The sequence below is a fragment of the Rhizobium sp. BIGb0125 genome, from assembly GCF_024810055.1.
Lineage (GTDB): Bacteria > Pseudomonadota > Alphaproteobacteria > Rhizobiales > Rhizobiaceae > Agrobacterium.
In genome coordinates, this window is sequence record NZ_JANUDV010000002.1 from 163,853 (window position 1) to 183,280 (window position 19,428).

The window sequence follows — 19,428 nt, forward strand, 5'->3', positions numbered from 1 at the left end:
AATAGTTTTTGCGGAATAATTAATCGCGTATTGCTGATATACACTATTTAAAATCAGCCCCGGACACCTACGCCGGGGCTGATGGTGTTGTATCACGTGTGCAAATCAGGCCCGCAATACTTGGTTATCGCCATCAAACGGGCTTTCTGCCACCACCTGAGCGTCATACAACTTGCCGAGGATCTTGATTTTTAGCTGTGTGCCGATTTCAGAAAACTCCGGTGCCAGCATGGCGAGCGCCAGAGATTTGCCGACACGCCAGCCAAAACCGCCACTCGTCACACGACCGACCAGCGTACCGTCCGCATTGTAAATTGCCTCCGAGCCACGCGCATCGACATCCGTATTGCCCTCGACCACCAGTGTCGAGAATATCCATTTGACGCCCTTCTCCTTATAGGCGACCAGCGCATCGCGGCCGATAAAGGATTTCTCAGGGCGCAAGAAACGATCAAGGCCGGAGTCGTAGGCGTTATATTCCACCGACAGTTCACGTCCCATGTTGCGATAGGACTTTTCGACCGACATCGACACCATGGCGCGAATACCAAACGGCTTGATACCGAACTCGGCACCGGCCTCCATCAACTGGTCGAAAATATAGTTCTGGGTTTCGATGGGGTGATGCAGTTCCCAGCCCAGTTCGCCAACGAAGTTGACGCGCAAGGCATGGGCGCGCGCCACACCAACCGAGATTTCCTTGGCGGTCAGCCATGGGAAATCCTTGTTGTCGAGGCTGGTGCGGGTCAGCTTCTTCAACAGGTCACGCGACTTGGGCCCAGCCAGAACAAGCACGCCATATTTCTGGGTGATCGGCTGCAGCACCACCGAACCATCTGTCGGTGCCAGACGGCGCAGAACATCATGGTCATGGGCTTCCAGACCGCCTGCCGAAACTAGGTAAAAACGACCTGGTGCCCATTCATAAACCGTGAATTCCGCCTTGACGCCGCCGGCCGGTGTCAACAGGTGGGTCAGCGCAATACGGCCGCGCTTCTTGGGAATGGCATTGGCGAGAATGCTGTCCAGCCAAGCCCGTGCGCCGGGGCCTGACACTTCCATTTTGGCAAAGGCCGACATGTCGAGAACGCCAACATTGTTGGTGACATTCTTCACCTCATTGCCGACATGCTCGAAATAGTTGGAGCGGCGGAACGACCATTTTTCGACCGTGCGTCCATCATCGAGCGGTGGCGCATAATTGTGGTTGGTCAGAACATCGACGCCGACGCCCTTTTCGCTTTCCGGCAGTTCGTAACCTTCTGGCGCATACCAGTTGGCACGCTCCCAGCCATAGACAGAGCCGAACACGCCACCGAGTTTCTTTAGGCGGTCATAGACAGGTGTTGTTTTGAGTGGACGCGCCGCGGCACGCTCTTCATCCGGGTAATGCATGGTGAAGACGTTGGCATAGGCTTCTTCATTCTTGGCGATGAGATAGCCCTCGGTCGCATAGGGGCCAAAACGACGCGGATCGACGCCCATCATGTCGAGGCTTGGTTCGCCTTCGACAATCCATTCCGCGAGCTGCCAGCCGGCACCACCGGCTGCGGTAATACCGAAGGAATGGCCCTCATTCAGCCAGAAATTTTTCAGGCCCGGTGCCGGGCCCACAATCGGGTTGCCATCCGGCGTATAGGCAATCGCGCCATTATAGACCTTTTTGATACCAACCTCACCGAAGATCGGCACACGCGCAATTGCCGTTTCGATATGCGGCATCAGGCGTTCCAGCTCTTCCTGGAACAGTTCATATTCGCTTTCCGGCGACGGGCCATCAACATAACAGACCGGCGCACCATGCTCGTAAGGGCCAAGGATCAGGCCACCGGCTTCCTCGCGCATGTACCAGGCGCTGTCGGATTCACGCAGAACACCCATTTCCGGCAGGCCCTTGGCCTTGCGCTCGAGAATGGCCGGGTGCGGTTCTGTGACGATATACTGGTGTTCGACCGGGATGACGGGAATGTTGATGCCAACCATCTCACCGGTCTTGCGGGCAAAGTTGCCGGTACAGGAAATGACGTGTTCGGCAATCACCTCCCCCTTGTCGGTCGTCACCTTCCACTTGCCGTCCTCCATTTGCTCGATGGCGGTAACCGTGGTGTTGCGGTAAATGGTGGCGCCCTTGTCGCGCGCACCCTTGGCCAGTGCCTGCGTCAGGTCGGCCGGCTGAATGTAACCATCATCGGGGTGCTGGATTGCGCCGAGAATGCCGTCGGTTTCTACCAGCGGCCAGACTTCCTTCAACTGCTCCGGGGTCAGCAGCTTGACGTTGACACCAATGGTTTCGGCGATACCGGCATAATACATAAATTCGTCCCAGCGATCCTTGCTGCGGGCCAGACGAATGTTGGACACTTTGGAGAAACCGACATTCATGCCGGTTTCTTCCTGCAATTCCTCATAGAATTTGACGGAATATTTGTGGATCTGCCCCACGGAATAGCTGAGGTTGAACAGCGGCAGCAGGCCAGCAGCGTGCCAGGTGGAACCGGATGTCAGTTCCTTGCGCTCAATCAGGATGCTGTCGCTCCAGCCCTTGGCGGCCAGATGATAAAGCGTCGAGACACCGACAACCCCACCACCGATAACAACGGCCCGTGCATGTGTTTTCATAATCCGAAATCCCTCTGAGGCATGCCGGCCGCTTTTGGTGCGGCCTTTTGCGAAACTGCTGGCGGATGTCAGAATATGCAATTTGAGAGCGATATCAGGTGCCTGTTTACGACATGCGCAAGGCTTGCCGCGACGGTTGGCAAATTGCTTTTAAAACACGGAAAATCGCCACTGCGCGCCGTTACTTGACGACAGCAGAACCTTTGACGATTTCAACATTTTCCGTGCCTTCCAGCGCAATACGGTCGCCATTCGGGAAGGTAACGAAACAATTTGAGGCACAGACCTGTTCCGATGCACCAGGTGCAATCACCACATCAAACCGATTTCCACCCTCGCTAACGGCCAGAGAGGCCGGCTCCGCGTCGCTATTGGTAATAGTAGCCGAGACAGCCGCTGTCGCAGACAGAACAATAACCGTCATCACGGACAATACATGCTTCATGCGTTTTCGGCTGATGTAGCCGCCCCCTTGATAGCCCAATCTCTTTGTCAAAAAGAGTATGCGGTGATTCTAAGGGGCACGCCATGAATAGAGGCTGAATAGTGGCAATCAGCCTTTCTTGTCTGTCGACTTGGCGGTTGGCCTAGTGGACACACCGTCAGCAGATTTGCCGGCCGCTTTTGTGTTCGCCGCCGCCTCAACCTGTTGCGGTTCAGGCTTCACCTCGACATTTCCGCCCTCGCCCTCTTCCGCGTCCTTTTCCTTCCGCGCTAGCTTCTCGCTCTCTTCCACCAGTTTGCTGGCCAGAGCCTGCGAGTTGTCACGGTCGACATGCACATTGAGATTGCGCTGTGGCGAGGCGATATCAATGCCCTCCTCGCGGAAGCGTCTGAGAATATCGATCCGCAGCTGGTTACGAACCGGCAAACCGTCCGACAGGTCGGCCAGGAAGAAGCGCACTTCGAAATCAAGCGAGAAGTCACCAAAGCGCAAGAATTCAACATGCGGTTCAGGATTTTTCAGAATAAGCGGCTGGGCGCGCACCAGTTCCAGCAGGATGTCCATGACCTTGCCTGGATCAGCCTCATAGCTGACGCCAACCGGAATTTCCGAACGGGCAATGCGGTTACGGTGCGTCCAGTTGCCAACCGGAGAATTGATGAACTCTGAGTTTGGCACGATGATTGACTGGCGGCGGAAGGTTTCGATTTCGGTCGCACGCACCGAGATGCGCTTGACGGTGCCTTCGGTCGCGCCTGTGACCACCCAGTCGCCGACCTTGAATGGACGCTCCACCAGCAGGATGAGGCCTGACACGAAGTTGGACACGATATTTTGCAAGCCAAAACCGATACCGACCGACAACGCGCTGGCCACCAGTGCGAGGTTGGAGAGGTCAAGCCCGGCGGAGGAAACACCGAAGATGGCGGCAATGGCGATACCGAGATAACCAATGCCCGTCTTGACCGAGTTGCGCACACCGGCGTCAGCCTTGCTGCGCGCCATGACATTGTTGTCCAGCCAGCGCTGGAACCAGCGGGTGATGATGTAGCCGATTGCAAAAACCGCGATGCCACCGAACACCGCCAGCAGCGAGATATTGGTGTTGCCAACCGGAATACCAGTCAGCAACCGATAGCCCCAGTTCTCGATATCGCCGGGCTGGAAGCCCCAGGAAAACAGGATCAGCGGCACACCAAAGGCAAGTGCGACAACATAGATGCCAAGACCGGCAACAAGTCCCAGTTGGTCAAGAAACACAGGACCGAGGCCATAACGCCGGTACAGGAAACTGCCAGCGACGGAATCGGCAAATATGCCCTGTTTGGAAATCGCCTTGCCGGAGAGAATGCCAATATACATGGTAGCCAGCACGGCACCGGTGACGACAATCTGTGTCGACACAAACCGAGCAAGGCCAACATATCCCGTCAAACACGCACCGATGATAAACAGGCCGGCCAGACGAAACAACACGTTCATCCAGCGTGGTAGGCGTTGTCCGGGTGCGGCCGGATCTGCATCCTTCTGCATGACCGGGTGCATGAAGGACATGATGATGAGGATGATACCGACAATGACCGATGCAACGAAGCTTTTCACCACCGTCAGGATAACAGGTGAATACAGCGCCTCACTGATACCGCTCAGCAGATAGTCGAAACCATTGACCACGGTCATGGCCAGCACAGCCCAAGTCAGGTGGTGCGCTCCGGTATTGCTGACACGAACCAGACGCCAGTTCGGGTGCTTGGGCGCAAACACCGCATAGGTCAGGCGCCAGACGAAATAAACCAGACCGGTAAAGCCCATGGCCGTAAAGACGATCGGCGCAATGTCTGAGCGCAGCACATTGAAGTTTTCAAGCAAAAACGCCGATGCCACCAGAAAAGCTACGACCGTGGCCGATTGCACCATGGTGGACCAGAAGGCCACCGAAAGGCGGCGGATATAACCCGGCTCGCCCGAGAAGGCACTGCGTTCCATGTGGCTGCCAAGGAACTTGTAGCCGCCGACCAGAAACAGCATGGCGGCCAGCAAAGACAGGAAGATGGCAGACAGCAGTTGAAGCGGCTTGTAGTTCCACACGAAGGTCCACCAGCTGCCAACCACCCGCTGGAAGGACGACACTTCGTTGACCAGCGAGGAACCGGCAGCCGAAAACACATTCAGCGAAATCTCAGTGCGCTTGAAAAGCGTATCCTTGAAAAGAGACCGGCGCAGATCTGTAATGTGGTTGGACAGTTGGCTGGCCTGCGTGGACAGTTGTTCGGCCTCGCCCGTCAGCGCATTGATGTCAGCTCTTTCGGCAATCAAACGGCTGCGCTCTTCGGTGACGATCGGCGCTTCTGGCGGTTGGCCATCCTTCGGCGGTTCGCCAAGTTCATCGAGACGGGTCTTGGCGGCCTCAAAACGTGGGCGCAGGCTGACCGAAGATTTAACCGCATTGGACGCAATGGCATCGGACTGGGCCTTAAGGTCCACCAGTCTGGCATCATCATCTTTTGCCGCTTCAACGGTCTCTGCCAGTTTACCAAGTGCAGCCTTGTTGTTTTGCAGGTCGGTCCGCATCTGCTCAATCGGTGACGACGCATCCGCCGGTACTCCATCCTGCGATAGCGCCAACGAAGGCACGGCACACAAAGCACTGAGCGACAAAAGAACAATCAATACAGCTAGCCGCGGCAAACGCCGGGCGTCAGGAATGCCAAACACGTCAATTACCTTTCCGGCGTACGGAATCACTTGCGACCCGAATCTGAAATTCATCACGCTGTTTAAACAAGCACACAACGAACATCAGTTTCATACGTGTCACGCAAAAATATTCAAAACCTGTGTGAAGGATCGAAAATTGGCCCGGCAAAATGGCCTTGAGCCCTTGTTCAATCCCCCTCGACTACCCGCAATTCGGCGTGCAATTTGCCGCAAAATAATGCGCGTAGCGGTTTATGAAAAACGATTGCCGCGACAATAGGGCTTCCAAGCGGCTTCTGATGTCCTTTTTTAGGCCAGAAACGCTGTAGAGCCGCTGTTTTCCCTTGTATTTTAATATTAGAATCACCAAATTTAAACTTGCAGTTAGCGTGGGAGGAAATCATGGAATCTGCAGGTGTTGGCTGGATTGCAGCAATTGTCATTGGTGGTGTCGCCGGATGGCTCGCTGAACAGTTCATGAAAAGCAATCTTGGCGTGTTGATGAACATCATCCTTGGTATCATCGGTGCGATTGTCGCCAATGCGATACTATCGTTGTTTGGCGTCGTGTTGACCGGTTGGCTGGGCTATCTCATTGCTGGCTTTGTTGGCGCGTGCATACTCATTGCCGTCGGACGTGCATTCCGGAGGTGATTCCTCCTGTATTTACAAACGACTAACAGTCATTCCCGAGAGCATTCTCCACCGTTGATCTTCGGGAAAAAGATGGGCGTGTCCAGCGTGAGTGAAATTTTTTTGTCATAAAAAACGAAGAAATTTCATTTCCGCGCTGGACATTCCTTTTTTTCCTCTTTATAGCCCCCCTCACACCGCCTGAGGGCGGCGGCGGGTGATTAGCTCAGTTGGTAGAGCAGCTGACTCTTAATCAGCGGGTCGTAGGTTCGAGCCCTACATCACCCACCATTAACTTCCTGAAATGACTGTGAAATTAGAGACTGCGAAATAACTTCGCCGCCTCTCGTCTCATGTCTTTCATGCAGATTTCGAGGATGGGTCATGAGCCGCATTTTGCTTATCGTTCTTCTTGGCGCTCTGGCTATCTCAATCGTCGGACATATCATTTTTGCATTCGTCGTGACGTAAAAAATCCCCCGCGCCCGACTGGAGAAAGGGCACGAGGGATCACATCAAACCAATATTGTTATTCTGTTTGCCGAGCTGTTTCGGGCGTCTCAGTTTTTTTCTGCATGATCAAGACTTCATCGGTCTTTTGATCTGCCGTTTTGGCAATGCTTGCCGTCTTGATTTCAGTATCGACTGCAGCTGATGTGTTCAGCTTGGTATGTCCGGCGCATTCGGCAAACGCTACAGGGGCCGAAAGCGCAAGTGTCGAGGCGATTATGACAATTGCCTTCATTTCATTCTCCTTTCGCTGTTTCACTGCGCGAGAAGAGTAACCCGCAATTCCAGGTTCACGAAATCACGCTTTCTTACCGTGTTCGTCAGAACCTTTATCCGTCACCGACCGGCGCTCGCTGCGCAGATCGAGAGGATTTGGACAGAAACGCCGAAAGATCATTGCCACATGGGTTCCATGCAAATGGATGATGTTTGGAGAGTAGTTTGCTCCGCCATTTGCGGCCGTCAGTTGACGGCTACCACTTCTACCTGAGCCGTTACCCGTGTGTTGCATCGCGTTTCTCCTTCTGTCAGGGAAACGAGCAATCCACAAAAATGGTTCCAATTTTCAGGCTTTTATCAAATATCCATGGTGCCGTGGGCCACGCGGACGGCACTGCCGCCAATGCGTGCGCGGGAAATATCACCGTCTTTCACATCGATATGCAGATGGATGAAGGACGGACGACCCATCTCGACGCCCTGCTCTATCATCACCGGATAATGCCCGTCGGACAGGCCGTCAAAATGATGGATGGCGCCGGACAGTGCCGCGGCCGCCGACCCGGTTGCCGGGTCTTCGGCAATGCCCATTTCAGGCGAGAACATACGCGCGTGGAATTTTGCGGTGTGGTTCACACCACCACGACAGTAAACGTAGCAGGCAGCCAGCCTCCCCTCCACCAGCGGCGCCGAGCGTTCCCACAACTGCGGATCAAAATCCATTTCCCTGATGGTGGAAATATTGTGTAGCGGCACCAGGAGGAATGGCACACCAGCCGTCCAGATCGACGGCACGTGATTTTCAAAGCCGATATTGCCTTCGCTGACACCGAGTGCATCGGCCAGCTTCGCGCGGTCAAGCGGCAGATCGATACGGGAAGACTTTCGCGGCAAATCGAATTCGGCAAACCCCGGCGCATCGTTGCGAAGCCGGATGGCGCAGCGGACCGGTCCTACCTTCTCCTCGAGAACGCAAACCATATCGACGTCACCGCCATTGGGGTTACGCTCCCCCAGTGCCACGGCAGCCCCAACGGTCGGGTGGCCTGCAAAGGGCAGTTCACCACCGGGGGTGAAAATGCGTAAGGATGCGGCATAGGCAGGGTTATCGGATTTGCGGATGAACACGGTTTCCGACAGGTTCATCTCGCGGGCGATAGCCTGCATCGTCTTGTCGTCAAGCCCATCAGCATCATACATGACTGCGAGAGGATTTCCCTCAAGACGTTTGTCGGTAAAAACATCATAGATACTGTATTCGATCGCCACACCAGTCTCCTGCCGTTTTTTATTCCTTATGCTTTTGCCGCAACCTGCCCGACCCCGGCTTTCTCTGCAAGCCCGCAAATGATGGGCATTGCAACTGATAAAGTCCGAGCGCCATTAATCGTGCGCATGGTGAACAGTTTTCATAACGGCCGCATATTTTCAGACACCGTCATAAGGAACTGCCATTTTCCGCCTATAGGGAGCATCAAATCAGACAGGGAGCCCACCATTGTGACGTTTGTTCGAAAATATCAGGCCATGCATCATAAAACGCGCCGGCTGCGGGCCTGAAAGAGCTTGTCGCACCCTCCTGACTTCCTGTACCAAGGTACTGTTCCAAAAGGTAGATTGCATGTCCGGTTCACAACAGTCGCTATCATTTGTCCACGCCAACACACCGGATGCGCGCGCCGCATGCGAAGCATTGATTGCCCGGTATGGAAACGCCCCCTTTGACGAGGCAAACGTCATCATTGCGCTGGGTGGCGATGGCTTTCTATTGCAGATCCTCAATGAAACCATGAATTCCGGCAAACGTGTCTATGGCATGAACCGCGGCTCAGTCGGTTTCCTGATGAATGATTTCCGCGTCGACAACCTGCATGAGCGTGTGGCGATTGCCACCGGCAATGATTTCCACCCATTAAAAATGATCGCGACGGATGTGCATGGAGCGGAATTTACCGCCCTTGCCATGAATGAGGTCAGTCTTTTCCGCCAGTCGCACCAGGCTGCAAAGCTGAAGGTCACCGTCGATGACAAGATACGGCTGGAGGAATTGATCTGTGACGGCGTTATGGTTGCAACGCCCGCAGGGTCCACTGCCTATAACTTCTCCGCCCACGGGCCGATCCTGCCACTGGAATCACCCCTTCTCGCATTGACCCCGGTCAGCGCGTTTCGTCCGCGCCGCTGGCGTGGTGCATTGTTACCGAACAAGGTGACGGTGGATATTCATGTGTTGGAAGTTGAAAAACGCCCCGTCAATGCGGTTGCGGATCACACCGAGGTTAAATCCGTGGTAAGTGTGCGTATCGCACAATCCCAGGATAGAACTGCGGTGATTTTGTCCGATCCTGACCGCTCATGGTCGGACCGAATTCTCGCTGAACAATTCACGAACTGATGAAATGATGAAAATGCCAGGTCTTGTTACAAAAACCCTCCTGACAGCCGCACTGTTTGCGCTCTCGCTGCAAGCCGTTCACGCGCAGACGACACCAACCTCCCCCATCGAGGACCTGCCTGTCGCGGCCATTTTCGTCGCCAGCAGCGGCCTTTGGGAAGACGAGCCGGCCCCCGCTGCAGCAGCGACCACGACAGCGACTTCGGAAGCAGCGCCTCCTGCGGCCGCACCGCCACGCCGTGGTTATTACAAGGTCGTTGCGATGCGACAGAATGACGGCACGGCACGCATCTTTCTGCAGCAGATTGCCTACACGCCAAATGGCCCTGACCTGATCCAAACGGTGGAGCTGGAAGAGTTTTCGAAGTTCAAGGCCTATGTCACCGACATTCGTCCGGAAAGCTCGTCAGGCAACGGCAATGTGCCGGGCCTGTTTGTTACCGTTCACCTGAAGACCGATCCGATGTCGACTGAGACTGAAGCCTGGACAGTGCTGATCGATGAGCTGGGCGACATGAAGATCGAGAAAGCCTCGAACTGACCGCTGTGGGGCAGCCGCCTTCGACGGTTCTGAACCAATCACTTCCGACATGATCAATCCCCGGCTTCGACCGGGGATTTTTTATGCCCGAGCAAATGAATGCCCCACATGCCTGGTCTTCTCCCGGGTCTTGATCTCAGGCAGCGCCTTGCCGCCAAAAGAAAACCCGCCGATCATGATCGGTGGGTTCTTTTGGTGCTGTCAAACTGAATCAAGTCGCTGACGATCTGATTCATCAACAGGCTCTAATGCTTTGTTTTCAATACACCTTACGGAGATATTGAAATCAGTCGATGTCGGAAACATCAATATCGGCACCGCCGCTGATGCGGTGAGCCAGTGCGGCTTCCATAAACTCGTTCAGATCGCCGTCCAGCACGTTGCTCGGAGCGGTGCTTTCCACACCGGTACGCAGGTCCTTGACCAGCTGGTAGGGCTGCAAAACGTAGGAGCGGATCTGGTGACCCCAGCCGATATCGGTCTTGGAGGCTGCCTGTGCATTGGCCGCTTCTTCGCGCTTTTGAAGTTCGACTTCATAAAGGCGCGAACGCAACATGTCCCACGCCTTGGCGCGGTTCTTGTGCTGAGAGCGTTCCTGCTGGCAGGCCACAGCGATACCGGTTGGAATATGCGTGATACGCACGGCCGAGTCGGTGGTGTTAACGTGCTGACCACCGGCACCCGACGAACGGTAGGTATCAATGCGGCAATCGCTTTCATTGATGTCGATCTGGATCGAGTCATCAACGACAGGGTAAACCCAGATCGACGAGAACGAAGTGTGACGGCGCGCATTGCTGTCATAGGGCGAAATACGCACCAGACGGTGAACGCCCGATTCCGTCTTCATCCAGCCAAATGCATTGTGGCCCTTCACGAGAATGGTTGCAGACTTGATGCCCGCCTCTTCCCCGTCATGCACTTCCAGCACTTCAACCTTGAAGCCCTGGCGTTCAGCCCAGCGGGTGTACATGCGCAACAGCATGCTGGCCCAGTCCTGGCTTTCAGTACCGCCAGCACCGGAGTGAACTTCAACATAGGTGTCGTTGGCGTCGGCTTCACCAGACAGCATCGCTTCGACCTGCCGGCGGTTGGCTTCGCTGCGCAGCGCCTTCAATGCCTCTTCGGCGTCCTTGACGATATCCTGATCGCCTTCTTCCTCGCCCATCTCGATCAATTCGATATTATCGTTGACCTGCTGCTCGAGGGCTTTGACGCCGCTGATGCTTTCGTCAAGCTGCTGGCGCTCACGCATCAGCTTCTGTGCTTCTGTGGCATCGTTCCAGAGGTTCGGATCTTCTGCCTTGTTATTCAACCAGTCCAGTCGTCTTATCGCCTGGTCCCAGTCAAAGATGCCTCCTCAGCAGGCTTATGGCCTGCTTGATTTCGTCGACAACATTCACAATCTCGTTGCGCATTTCGCTGCTATTTCACCTTCGTTGAAAGTCTCTGGACGTCTTCATCCACTCAGTAAAACTGGCCCCGGTGCATAAATGCCGAAGGCGCGGATGTAAAGACCCGCGCCTTCGCTGCATTGTTGTCTGGAGCTTAGTAAAGCCCGCCACCACCGTTGGTAATGGCCTGCTGTGCCTGTGGTGATGCACGCATGATATCTTCCGGCGACATGTAGTTTTCCATGCCGATAACCGAGAAGCTGTCGGCCGGGCCGGTGCCTGGCTTGAAGGCTTCCATGATCGTGTCTGGATCACCTTCATTGGCATACATGCCGGTCTTGCGGTTGACGGCGATGAATTGCATGCCCTCAGGTACGATGAACTTGCCGGGCGGTGTGTGCTTGGCAGCAGCTGCGAGGAACTCGCCAAAGATTGGCGCTGCAAGCGAACCACCGGTGCCACCACGACCAAGCGGTGCTGGCGTATCGAAGCCAATGTAAAGGCCAGCCACGAGGTCCGGTGTGTAACCCACGAACCAGGCATCCTTTTCATCGTTGGTGGTGCCTGTCTTGCCAGCAACCGGACGATCCTTCACCGGAATCTTGCCAGCGGCCGTACCACGGGTGACGACGCCTTCCAGCATCGATGTTGTCTGGTAGGCCGTCATCGGGTCGAGAACCTGTTCGCGGTTATCGATGATGGTCGGCTCGTCCTGACCTGACCAGGTCTGCGCGTTACAGCCTTCACAGGTGCGTTCTTCGTGACGGAAAATCGTCTTGCCGTAACGGTCCTGAATACGGTCGATCACGGTTGGCTTGATCTGCTTTCCGCCATTGGCCAGAACCGCGTAGGCAGAGACCATACGGGTCACGGTCGTTTCACCCGAACCGAGCGACATGGCGAGAACCGGCAGCATCTTGTCATAAATGCCGAAACGCTCCGCATATTCCGCAACAAGGTTCATGCCCATGTCGTCTGCAAGGCGGATGGTCATCAGGTTACGGGACTTTTCAATACCGAGACGCAGTGTCGACGGACCAGCGGAACCACCACCGTAGTTCTGCGGACGCCAGACCTGACCGCCAGAGACGATCTCGATCGGCGCATCCATCACAACAGAAGCTGGCGTATAACCATTGTCGAGCGCTGCAGCGTAAACGAACGGCTTGAATGACGAACCCGGCTGGCGCATGGCCTGCGTGGAACGGTTGAACTCCGACTGGCCGTAGGAGAAACCGCCGACCATGGCGAGTACGCGGCCGGTATGCGGGTCCATGGCAACGAGGCCACCCTGCACTTTCGGCGGCTGACGAAGACGGAAGGTATTGCCGTTTTCTGTCAATGCCTGGACATAGACAACGTCACCAGCCTTCAGAACGCCACTTGGCGACTTGGCGGTGTTACGCTTGCCGGTCGCATCGCGGTAAGCCCATTTCATGTTTTCCGCTGGAATGCTTGCACGGACGCGGTCCTGAACAACCTTGCCACCGGCATCGGTTTCCGGCTGCATGCCGATATCAACGGACTGGTCGCCAGCATCCAGCACCACGGCCAGTTTCCACTCCGGCACGTCGCGCAGCGGACGGATCTTGGCAAGGGCAGCGCCCCAATCACCGGATACGTCAATCTCATCGACAGGGCCACGGAAACCACGGCGCTCGTCATAGTCAAGAAGACCGTCCTGCAGCGCCTTGCGGGCTTCAACCTGCAAGACCGGATCAAGCGAGGTACGAACCGAAAGGCCACCTTCCAGCAGGGCCTTCTCGCCGTATTTATCAACGATCTGGCGACGGACTTCTTCGGCGAAGTAGTCAGACGCAAACAGGTGGGCACCACCGCGACGCAGATTTACGCCAAGCGGCTGGGTTTTTGCTTCCGACGCATCGGCGGTGTTGATGTAGCCATTTTCGGCCATACGGTCGATCACCCAGTTACGGCGCTCAAGAGCAGCCTTCTCGTAACGGAACGGGTGGTAATTGGCCGGGCCCTTCGGCAGCGATGCCAGATAGGCAGTTTCGGCAATGGTCAGTTCGGTGACCGACTTGTTGAAATAGGTCAGTGCGGCACCGGCAATACCGTAGGCATTCATACCGAAGAAGATTTCATTGAGATAAAGCTCAAGAATCTTGTCTTTCGAATAGGTCTGCTCGATGCGGAAGGACAGAATCGCTTCCTTGATCTTGCGGTCGATGGTCTGGTCATTGGTCAACAGGAAGTTCTTGGCGACCTGCTGAGTAATGGTCGATGCACCAACCGGGCGACGGCCGGAACCGAGGTTCTGGATGTTGACCAGAATAGCGCGGCCAAGACCGTAGATATCAACGCCAGGGTGGTTGTAGAAATTCTTGTCTTCTGCGGAGAGGAACGCAGCCTTCACGCGGTCTGGAATGGCCTGGATGGGCAGGAACAGGCGCTTTTCATGCGCATATTCTGCCATCAACGCACCATTGCCGGCGTGAACGCGGGTCGTGACCGGCGGCTCGTAGGAGCTGAGAACGGCATAGTCCGGCAATTGCTCGCGAAGGGTGTAGAGATAAAGCGCAGCCCCTGCAGCAGCGCACAGGAAAAGCGCGCTTGCAATACCGAAGAAATATCCAATCAGTCTTATCATATAAAGCTACCGATAATCCGAACGTGGCATTCGCGCTCACCATCAAGCGCATTTTCGCATAGTCGGTGCGGTTTTGCACACCACTCCGGCAATGACAAGCCGGGACATCAGCATTTGCCAATATAGCCGGTCATAAGCCACACCAAACTAAGTCTTTTATGCAAAAGCGACGAGTCACCCACACATATGCCGAGTAACGACGGGAATGTGAGTAAAATAGGGCCCTACCCCAGTAAAGCGGGCATTAGGGCCATTGCCAAGACCTTTTCCGGCCAAGGGTCACCTTATCGCAACAGGTCAAACAGCTGAAAGCCGCCTGTCCCGCAGCAAACCCTGCGGTTGTATTTGGCGCCGCAAAAGCCACGACCCCACGAAAAAGTTACTGGAAATAGGACGCTTCAACCGCCGTTGGCGACGAACTGATTGTGATATTTTCCGACCGCCTTTGCCATGACATCGGCCAGCTTTTTACGCCATTCGACATCGAGCAACAGCTTTTCATCTTCCGGATTGGACAGGAAGCCCATTTCCAGCAGAATGGAGGGAATATCAGGCGCCTGCAAAACGCGGAAACCGGCATAGCGATGCGGGTTGTTGATCAGGCCGATCTGCCCTTCAAACGACGCCAGGATATTACCGGCCAAGGTCACCGAGAACGCCTGTGTCTCGCGCCGTGTCAGGTCGAGCAGGATATCGGCCACTTCCGGCTGGCTTGCCGGCATGGCAACACCGGCCAGTTCGTCGGACAGGTTTTCGCGCTCAGCCAGTTCAGCCGCCATGCGGTCGGATGCGCGGTCTGATATGGTGTAGACGGTTGCGCCACGAATGCCCTTTTGTTTGAGCGTATCGGCATGCAGAGAAATCAAAAGATTAGCGCCTTTCTGGCGGGCGATCTGCACACGCTCGGAAAGGGCCAGAAACTCGTCGGATTCGCGCGTCAGCACGGCCTGAATGCCGGGCTCCTTGTTCAGCCGCTCTGTCAGTTCCTTGGCAAAGGCAAGGGTAATGTCTTTTTCATGCGTACCGGTCTTGCCGCCCTGCGCACCATTATCAATGCCGCCGTGGCCTGCATCAACTGCGATGATGAACTGGGCCTGCCGGTCACTCTTGCCGCTGACAACGCCATCAACCGAGGCGGTGGTGACCGGAGATGGCGGTTGCCAGCTCTGGTCTTTGACCAGATTGGCAAAGGTCGCCTTGTCGGTGATTTCAGCATCCAGCACCAGACGAACGCCATTACCTTCAGAATTTGGCTGCACCTCGGATATGGCCAGGCGCACCGGTTTCTTGGCGGTCAGAACGATCCGGGCGCGGCCCTCGTCCATCGTGCCGAAACGCACGTCACGGAAAAGGCCGGCAGCCTCGAGATCCTTGGCAGGAAATGCAAAATCGGTGGATGGAAGATCAACGACGATACGCTCCGGCGAATCGAGATAATGCACCTCGAATTCCGGCTCTTCGGCAAAATCAATGACAACGCGGGTGCGGGCTTCATTTCCGGCGATGCGGGCCGCGCTCGCCACCATCCTTGAACTCTCGCCGATTGCAAAAGCAGCGCTTGGAACGGAGAAGAAAGTGACTGCCGTCAGAGTGGCTGCAATGGTGATTCGCAGCGTAATACGCGTCGAGCACCGGATTGCCGCCCGCATTTGTGCAATAATCATGACAGCCCAAATCTTTTTTTCATATTCGTCATTTTAGCAAAAGTGCTTTCAAAAGCCCCCAATGCCTCTCGAAACCGCGCCGCCCTGCCCTGTTTCGGTCCGTGTCAGACCACATTCACAGCCATTGGTGAAGCATTTGTTAACGCCTGAATTACTCCAGCAATATGGCATATTTAGCGTGCCTATTGCTATTGAGCCGGATAAACCATACAACACAAATTGAGGGTTTAGATGTTAACGGGATAGATACCCGTAGGGCTGCCAATCGTAAAGACGCTGGCGCTGCAAAACGGGAATCATCTGCCGTCGCTACATTTTTCCTGAAACTGGAACAATTCCGGCATGAGCCGGGCATATACCCGGTGGCATGCCACCGTCCGCCCTTCTGGAAGGGCAAACTCATCGGCCTCAAGGGGCCAGTTATTATCGTATTACCGGCTTGGGCAAATGGTGTCGTTGCAACAGCTTTCTTACATACAAGGCCAAAGCGGCAAGCATTTTGCATTGCCCTTCGCCTCGCTGTTGTCAGTTGACGCGCGCCAAGCGGTAAACATCATTTCCGACGCACCCTCTCATAGATACGGGAGAACCGCCTTTTCGGCGGTACGATCCTCGTCTGTCACGGGGTCGCGTCGAGGAGCAGAGATTACATGGCAGACAAAATGCTTATCGACGCCTCCCACGAAGAGGAGACGCGGGTTGTAGTCGTCAGAGGCAACCGGATTGAGGAGTTCGACTTCGAATCCGAGCACAAGAAGCAGATCCGGGGCAATATCTACCTTGCAAAGGTGACCCGGGTAGAACCATCGCTTCAGGCAGCCTTCGTCGATTACGGTGGGAACCGTCATGGCTTTCTGGCATTCGCAGAAATCCATCCCGACTATTATCAGATCCCGCTTGCGGATCGTCAGGCACTTCTGAGAGCAGAAGCAGAAGAACATCGCGGTAGCGATGATTTCGAGCCAGCGGATGCACCGCACGACCATACAGCGACCGTCGATCTTTCCACAGCTGACCAGCCGGACATCGGCATTGTACCGCTGAGCACTGATGCGAAAGTCTCCGACACATCAGAGCCGCAATCCGCCGCGCCGCAGGAAACTGCCGAAGGTGAAGCTGCGCCTGCAGATGTAGAAGCAGAAGCCGCCAACATTGAGGCACCTGCCGAGGAAGAAAAGCCAAAGAAGCGCGTACGCCGCCCCCGCAAGAAGAAGGCCGATGCTGAAGAAGAAGCATCCGCCGAAGCTTCCGGCAGCGATGATGAGACCCCAGGCGGCGAAATGGCTGCGATGGTTGACGCCGACACGATTTCGGAAGAGGTCGAAGGTCTTCGCCGCAATGGCTCTGACGACGATGATGACGATGACGACGACCATGAGAAGGAAGTTATCGAATCCGTCGGCGCAGAAGATGCCATGGAAGAGGTTCCTGATCGCGTAGCGCGCAAGCCACGCAAGCAGTACCGCATTCAGGAAGTCATCAAGCGCCGCCAGATTATTCTGGTTCAGGTTGCCAAGGAAGAACGCGGTAACAAGGGCGCAGCCCTGACCACCTACCTTTCATTGGCTGGCCGTTACTCCGTGCTGATGCCGAATACGGCTCGTGGCGGCGGTATTTCCCGCAAGATCACCCAGCCGCAGGACCGCAAGCGCCTGAAGGAAATCGCACGCGATCTGGAAGTGCCGAACGGCATGGGCGTTATCCTGCGTACAGCAGGTGCCAACCGTACACGTGTCGAGATCAAGCGCGACTTCGAATACCTGATGCGCCTGTGGGAAAATGTCCGCACACTGACATTGAACTCCACAGCCCCTTGCCTCGTTTACGAGGAAGGCTCGTTGATCAAGCGTTCGATCCGCGACCTCTACAATCGCGACATCAGCGAAATCATCGTGTCCGGCGAAGAAGGCTACCGTGAAGCAAAAGACTTCATGAAGATGCTGATGCCGAGCCATGCCAAGGTGGTTCAGCCGTACCGTGATATTCACCCGATCTTCTCGCGCTCCGGCATCGAAGCGCAGCTTGACCGCATGCTGCAGCCGCAGGTCACGCTGAAGTCTGGTGGTTACCTGATCATCAACCAGACGGAAGCTCTGGTTTCCATCGACGTCAACTCAGGCCGTTCGACCCGCGAGCATTCCATTGAGGAAACCGCGCTGGCAACGAACCTTGAGGCAGCGGAAGAAGTTGCACGTCAGCTTCGCCTGCGCGACCTTGCCGGTCTTGTCGTCATCGACTTCATCGACATGGAGGAAAAGCGCAACAACCGCTCCGTCGAAAAGAAGTTAAAGGATTGCCTGAAAAACGATCGCGCTCGCATTCAGGTTGGCCGCATCTCGCATTTCGGCCTTCTGGAAATGTCCCGCCAGCGCATTCGCGCTTCGGTTCTTGAATCCACAACGCAGGTCTGCACGCATTGCGGCGGCACCGGCCACGTGCGCTCTGAGTCTTCCATCGCCCTGCACGTACTGCGTGGCGTCGAGGAGTATCTGCTGCGCAACACAACGCACAACATCACTGTGCGTTCGACGCCGGACACTGCCCTTTACCTGCTCAACCACAAGCGTGGCACGATTGTCGATTATGAAAACCGCTTCGGCGTGTCGATCATCATTGCCGCCGATGCAAGCGTTGGGTCGCAACACTTTGCTATCGATCGTGGCGAACCTGTCGAAAACCCCGTCAGAATTGAAAGCCTGCTCCAGCTTCTGCCTGTCATCGAAGAAGAAGATGATCCAGTCTTCGAAATCGAAGAGGACGAAGACGAGGAAGAAATCATCAAGGCACCAGTTGCCCAGCCGGCACGCGCTGAGGGTGATGAAGATGGCAATCGCGGCAAGCGCAAGCGTCGTCGTCGTCGTCGTCGCAAGGGCGGCCAGAACGGTCAGGACGCGCAGGCACAGGATAATGGTGCCGAGGGCGATGATGAAGGCGACGAGAGCGATGACGATGCTGACAACGGCGTTGAAACCGTTGGTGGTGACACCAACGAGACTGCCGATGAAGCTTCGGCTGACAACAGTTCGTCTGACGAAGAAAACAAGCGCAAGCGTCGCCGTCGTGGCAAGCGCGGCGGTCGTCGCAATCGCTCCGATGAAGAGAACGATATCGAAGCCTCGGGTGAAACTGATGGTGACGACAACAGCACTGCCGATGAAGGCGTTGCGGTTGAAACCGCTGTTGCCAGCGAAAGCGACGTCGTCGTTGTAGAAACTGCGGCCAGCGTCGTTGAAGGTGGTAGCGACGAAGTGGTGTCCGAAGAGCCAAAAGCCAAAAAGCCACGCCGCACCCGCAAGGCCAAGGCACAGGAAGAAGCTCCAGCTGAAGAGGCTGTTGCTGCTCCCAAAGCTGAAAAGCCTGCCAAGGCCAAGGTTGAAACCGTAGAGCCTGTGGTTGTTGAAGAGACGGTTGTCGACGCTGCGATTGAAGAAGTTGGTGAAGCTTCTGCCGATCTGAGTGATGACGCAAAACCTGTCCGCGCCAACCGCGGTGAGAATGTTTCGTCTTCCGAGCCTGTGGTAACGTCCACGGCCTCGACCGAAGGTGATGGCGATGATCCAAAGCCGCGTAAGGGCGGCTGGTGGCAACGCCGCGGTTTCTTCTGATAGAAGCCTTATAGAATGCGAAAAAAGCCGCCCGTAGAATCACTTACGGGCGGCTTTTCATTTTTTGATTCACTGCTTTGCGTGAGGTTTCAGCT

General features: G+C 55.5%; 13 protein-coding genes and 1 tRNA gene. 5 read left to right on the forward strand and 9 right to left on the reverse strand.

From position 1 onward, the window contains the following. Positions 1 to 105: 105 nt before the first annotated feature. The 3 genes from M2418_RS04800 to M2418_RS04810 all read right to left on the reverse strand — a co-directional run bounded on the left by M2418_RS04800 (position 106) and on the right by M2418_RS04810 (position 5,833). Entirely contained in the window at positions 106 to 2,619 is a 2,514-nt protein-coding gene (locus M2418_RS04800) for an FAD-dependent oxidoreductase (protein ID WP_259145091.1), read from the reverse strand. Between the two features lie 181 nt (positions 2,620 to 2,800). After that, positions 2,801 to 3,064 carry a hypothetical protein gene (locus M2418_RS04805; RefSeq protein ID WP_250982747.1) on the reverse strand — a complete coding sequence of 88 codons (264 nt, stop codon included), beginning with the start codon at positions 3,062 to 3,064 and terminating at the stop codon, positions 2,801 to 2,803. Between the two features lie 108 nt (positions 3,065 to 3,172). Continuing rightward, positions 3,173 to 5,833 carry a mechanosensitive ion channel domain-containing protein gene (locus M2418_RS04810; RefSeq protein WP_405049378.1) on the reverse strand — a complete coding sequence of 887 codons (2,661 nt, stop codon included), beginning with the start codon at positions 5,831 to 5,833 and terminating at the stop codon, positions 3,173 to 3,175. A 330-nt stretch (positions 5,834 to 6,163) separates the two neighbouring features. Between M2418_RS04810 and M2418_RS04815 the strand changes: the two genes are divergently transcribed. Together M2418_RS04815 and M2418_RS04820 are read left to right on the forward strand one after the other, a co-directional pair. Then, positions 6,164 to 6,415 (forward strand): GlsB/YeaQ/YmgE family stress response membrane protein, encoded by a 252-nt coding sequence (locus tag M2418_RS04815; protein ID WP_192487625.1) that lies wholly within the window; start codon positions 6,164 to 6,166, stop codon positions 6,413 to 6,415. Positions 6,416 to 6,609: 194 nt separating this feature from the next. After that, positions 6,610 to 6,685: transfer RNA gene (locus M2418_RS04820), tRNA-Lys, on the forward strand. Positions 6,686 to 6,923: 238 nt separating this feature from the next. On the opposite strand, the gene M2418_RS04825 is transcribed toward M2418_RS04820, so the two are convergent. The 3 genes from M2418_RS04825 to M2418_RS04835 form a co-directional block, all read right to left on the reverse strand. After that, positions 6,924 to 7,139, reverse strand: a complete 216-nt coding sequence (locus M2418_RS04825) for a hypothetical protein (protein ID WP_259145092.1) — start codon at positions 7,137 to 7,139, stop codon at positions 6,924 to 6,926. Between the two features lie 63 nt (positions 7,140 to 7,202). Next, positions 7,203 to 7,415, reverse strand: coding sequence for a hypothetical protein (locus M2418_RS04830; protein WP_192487907.1), 213 nt, complete (start codon positions 7,413 to 7,415; stop codon positions 7,203 to 7,205). Between the two features lie 65 nt (positions 7,416 to 7,480). Then, complete coding sequence (locus tag M2418_RS04835) at positions 7,481 to 8,392, reverse strand: PhzF family phenazine biosynthesis protein (protein WP_250982750.1); 912 nt, start codon at positions 8,390 to 8,392, stop codon at positions 7,481 to 7,483. 352 nt (positions 8,393 to 8,744) lie between these two features. On the opposite strand from M2418_RS04835, the gene M2418_RS04840 reads away from it, so the two are divergent. Continuing rightward, entirely contained in the window at positions 8,745 to 9,518 is a 774-nt protein-coding gene (locus tag M2418_RS04840) for an NAD kinase (protein ID WP_250982751.1), read from the forward strand. 4 nt (positions 9,519 to 9,522) lie between these two features. Next, the gene (locus tag M2418_RS04845; RefSeq protein ID WP_250982752.1) at positions 9,523 to 10,059 is read left to right on the forward strand and encodes a hypothetical protein; all 537 of its coding nucleotides are present in this window, start codon (positions 9,523 to 9,525) and stop codon (positions 10,057 to 10,059) included. Between the two features lie 286 nt (positions 10,060 to 10,345). Here the strand turns inward: M2418_RS04845 and prfB are convergent. From prfB to M2418_RS04860, 3 genes are all read right to left on the reverse strand, one after another. Next, positions 10,346 to 11,477, reverse strand: a protein-coding gene (prfB, locus tag M2418_RS04850; protein ID WP_259145094.1) for a peptide chain release factor 2 whose coding sequence is annotated in 2 segments (ribosomal slippage) — positions 10,346 to 11,407 and positions 11,409 to 11,477 — 1,131 coding nt in all. Because the reading frame shifts where the segments join, the coding sequence is not laid out codon by codon here. 130 nt (positions 11,478 to 11,607) lie between these two features. Next, complete coding sequence (locus M2418_RS04855) at positions 11,608 to 14,064, reverse strand: penicillin-binding protein 1A (protein ID WP_192487619.1); 2,457 nt, start codon at positions 14,062 to 14,064, stop codon at positions 11,608 to 11,610. 398 nt (positions 14,065 to 14,462) lie between these two features. Further along, on the reverse strand, positions 14,463 to 15,713 hold the full coding sequence (locus M2418_RS04860) for an N-acetylmuramoyl-L-alanine amidase (RefSeq protein ID WP_405049389.1): 1,251 nt from the start codon (positions 15,711 to 15,713) through the stop codon (positions 14,463 to 14,465). Positions 15,714 to 16,378: 665 nt separating this feature from the next. On the opposite strand from M2418_RS04860, the gene M2418_RS04865 reads away from it, so the two are divergent. After that, positions 16,379 to 19,333, forward strand: a complete 2,955-nt coding sequence (locus M2418_RS04865; RefSeq protein ID WP_259145100.1) for a ribonuclease E/G — start codon at positions 16,379 to 16,381, stop codon at positions 19,331 to 19,333. The last annotated feature ends 95 nt before the right edge of the window (positions 19,334 to 19,428 follow it).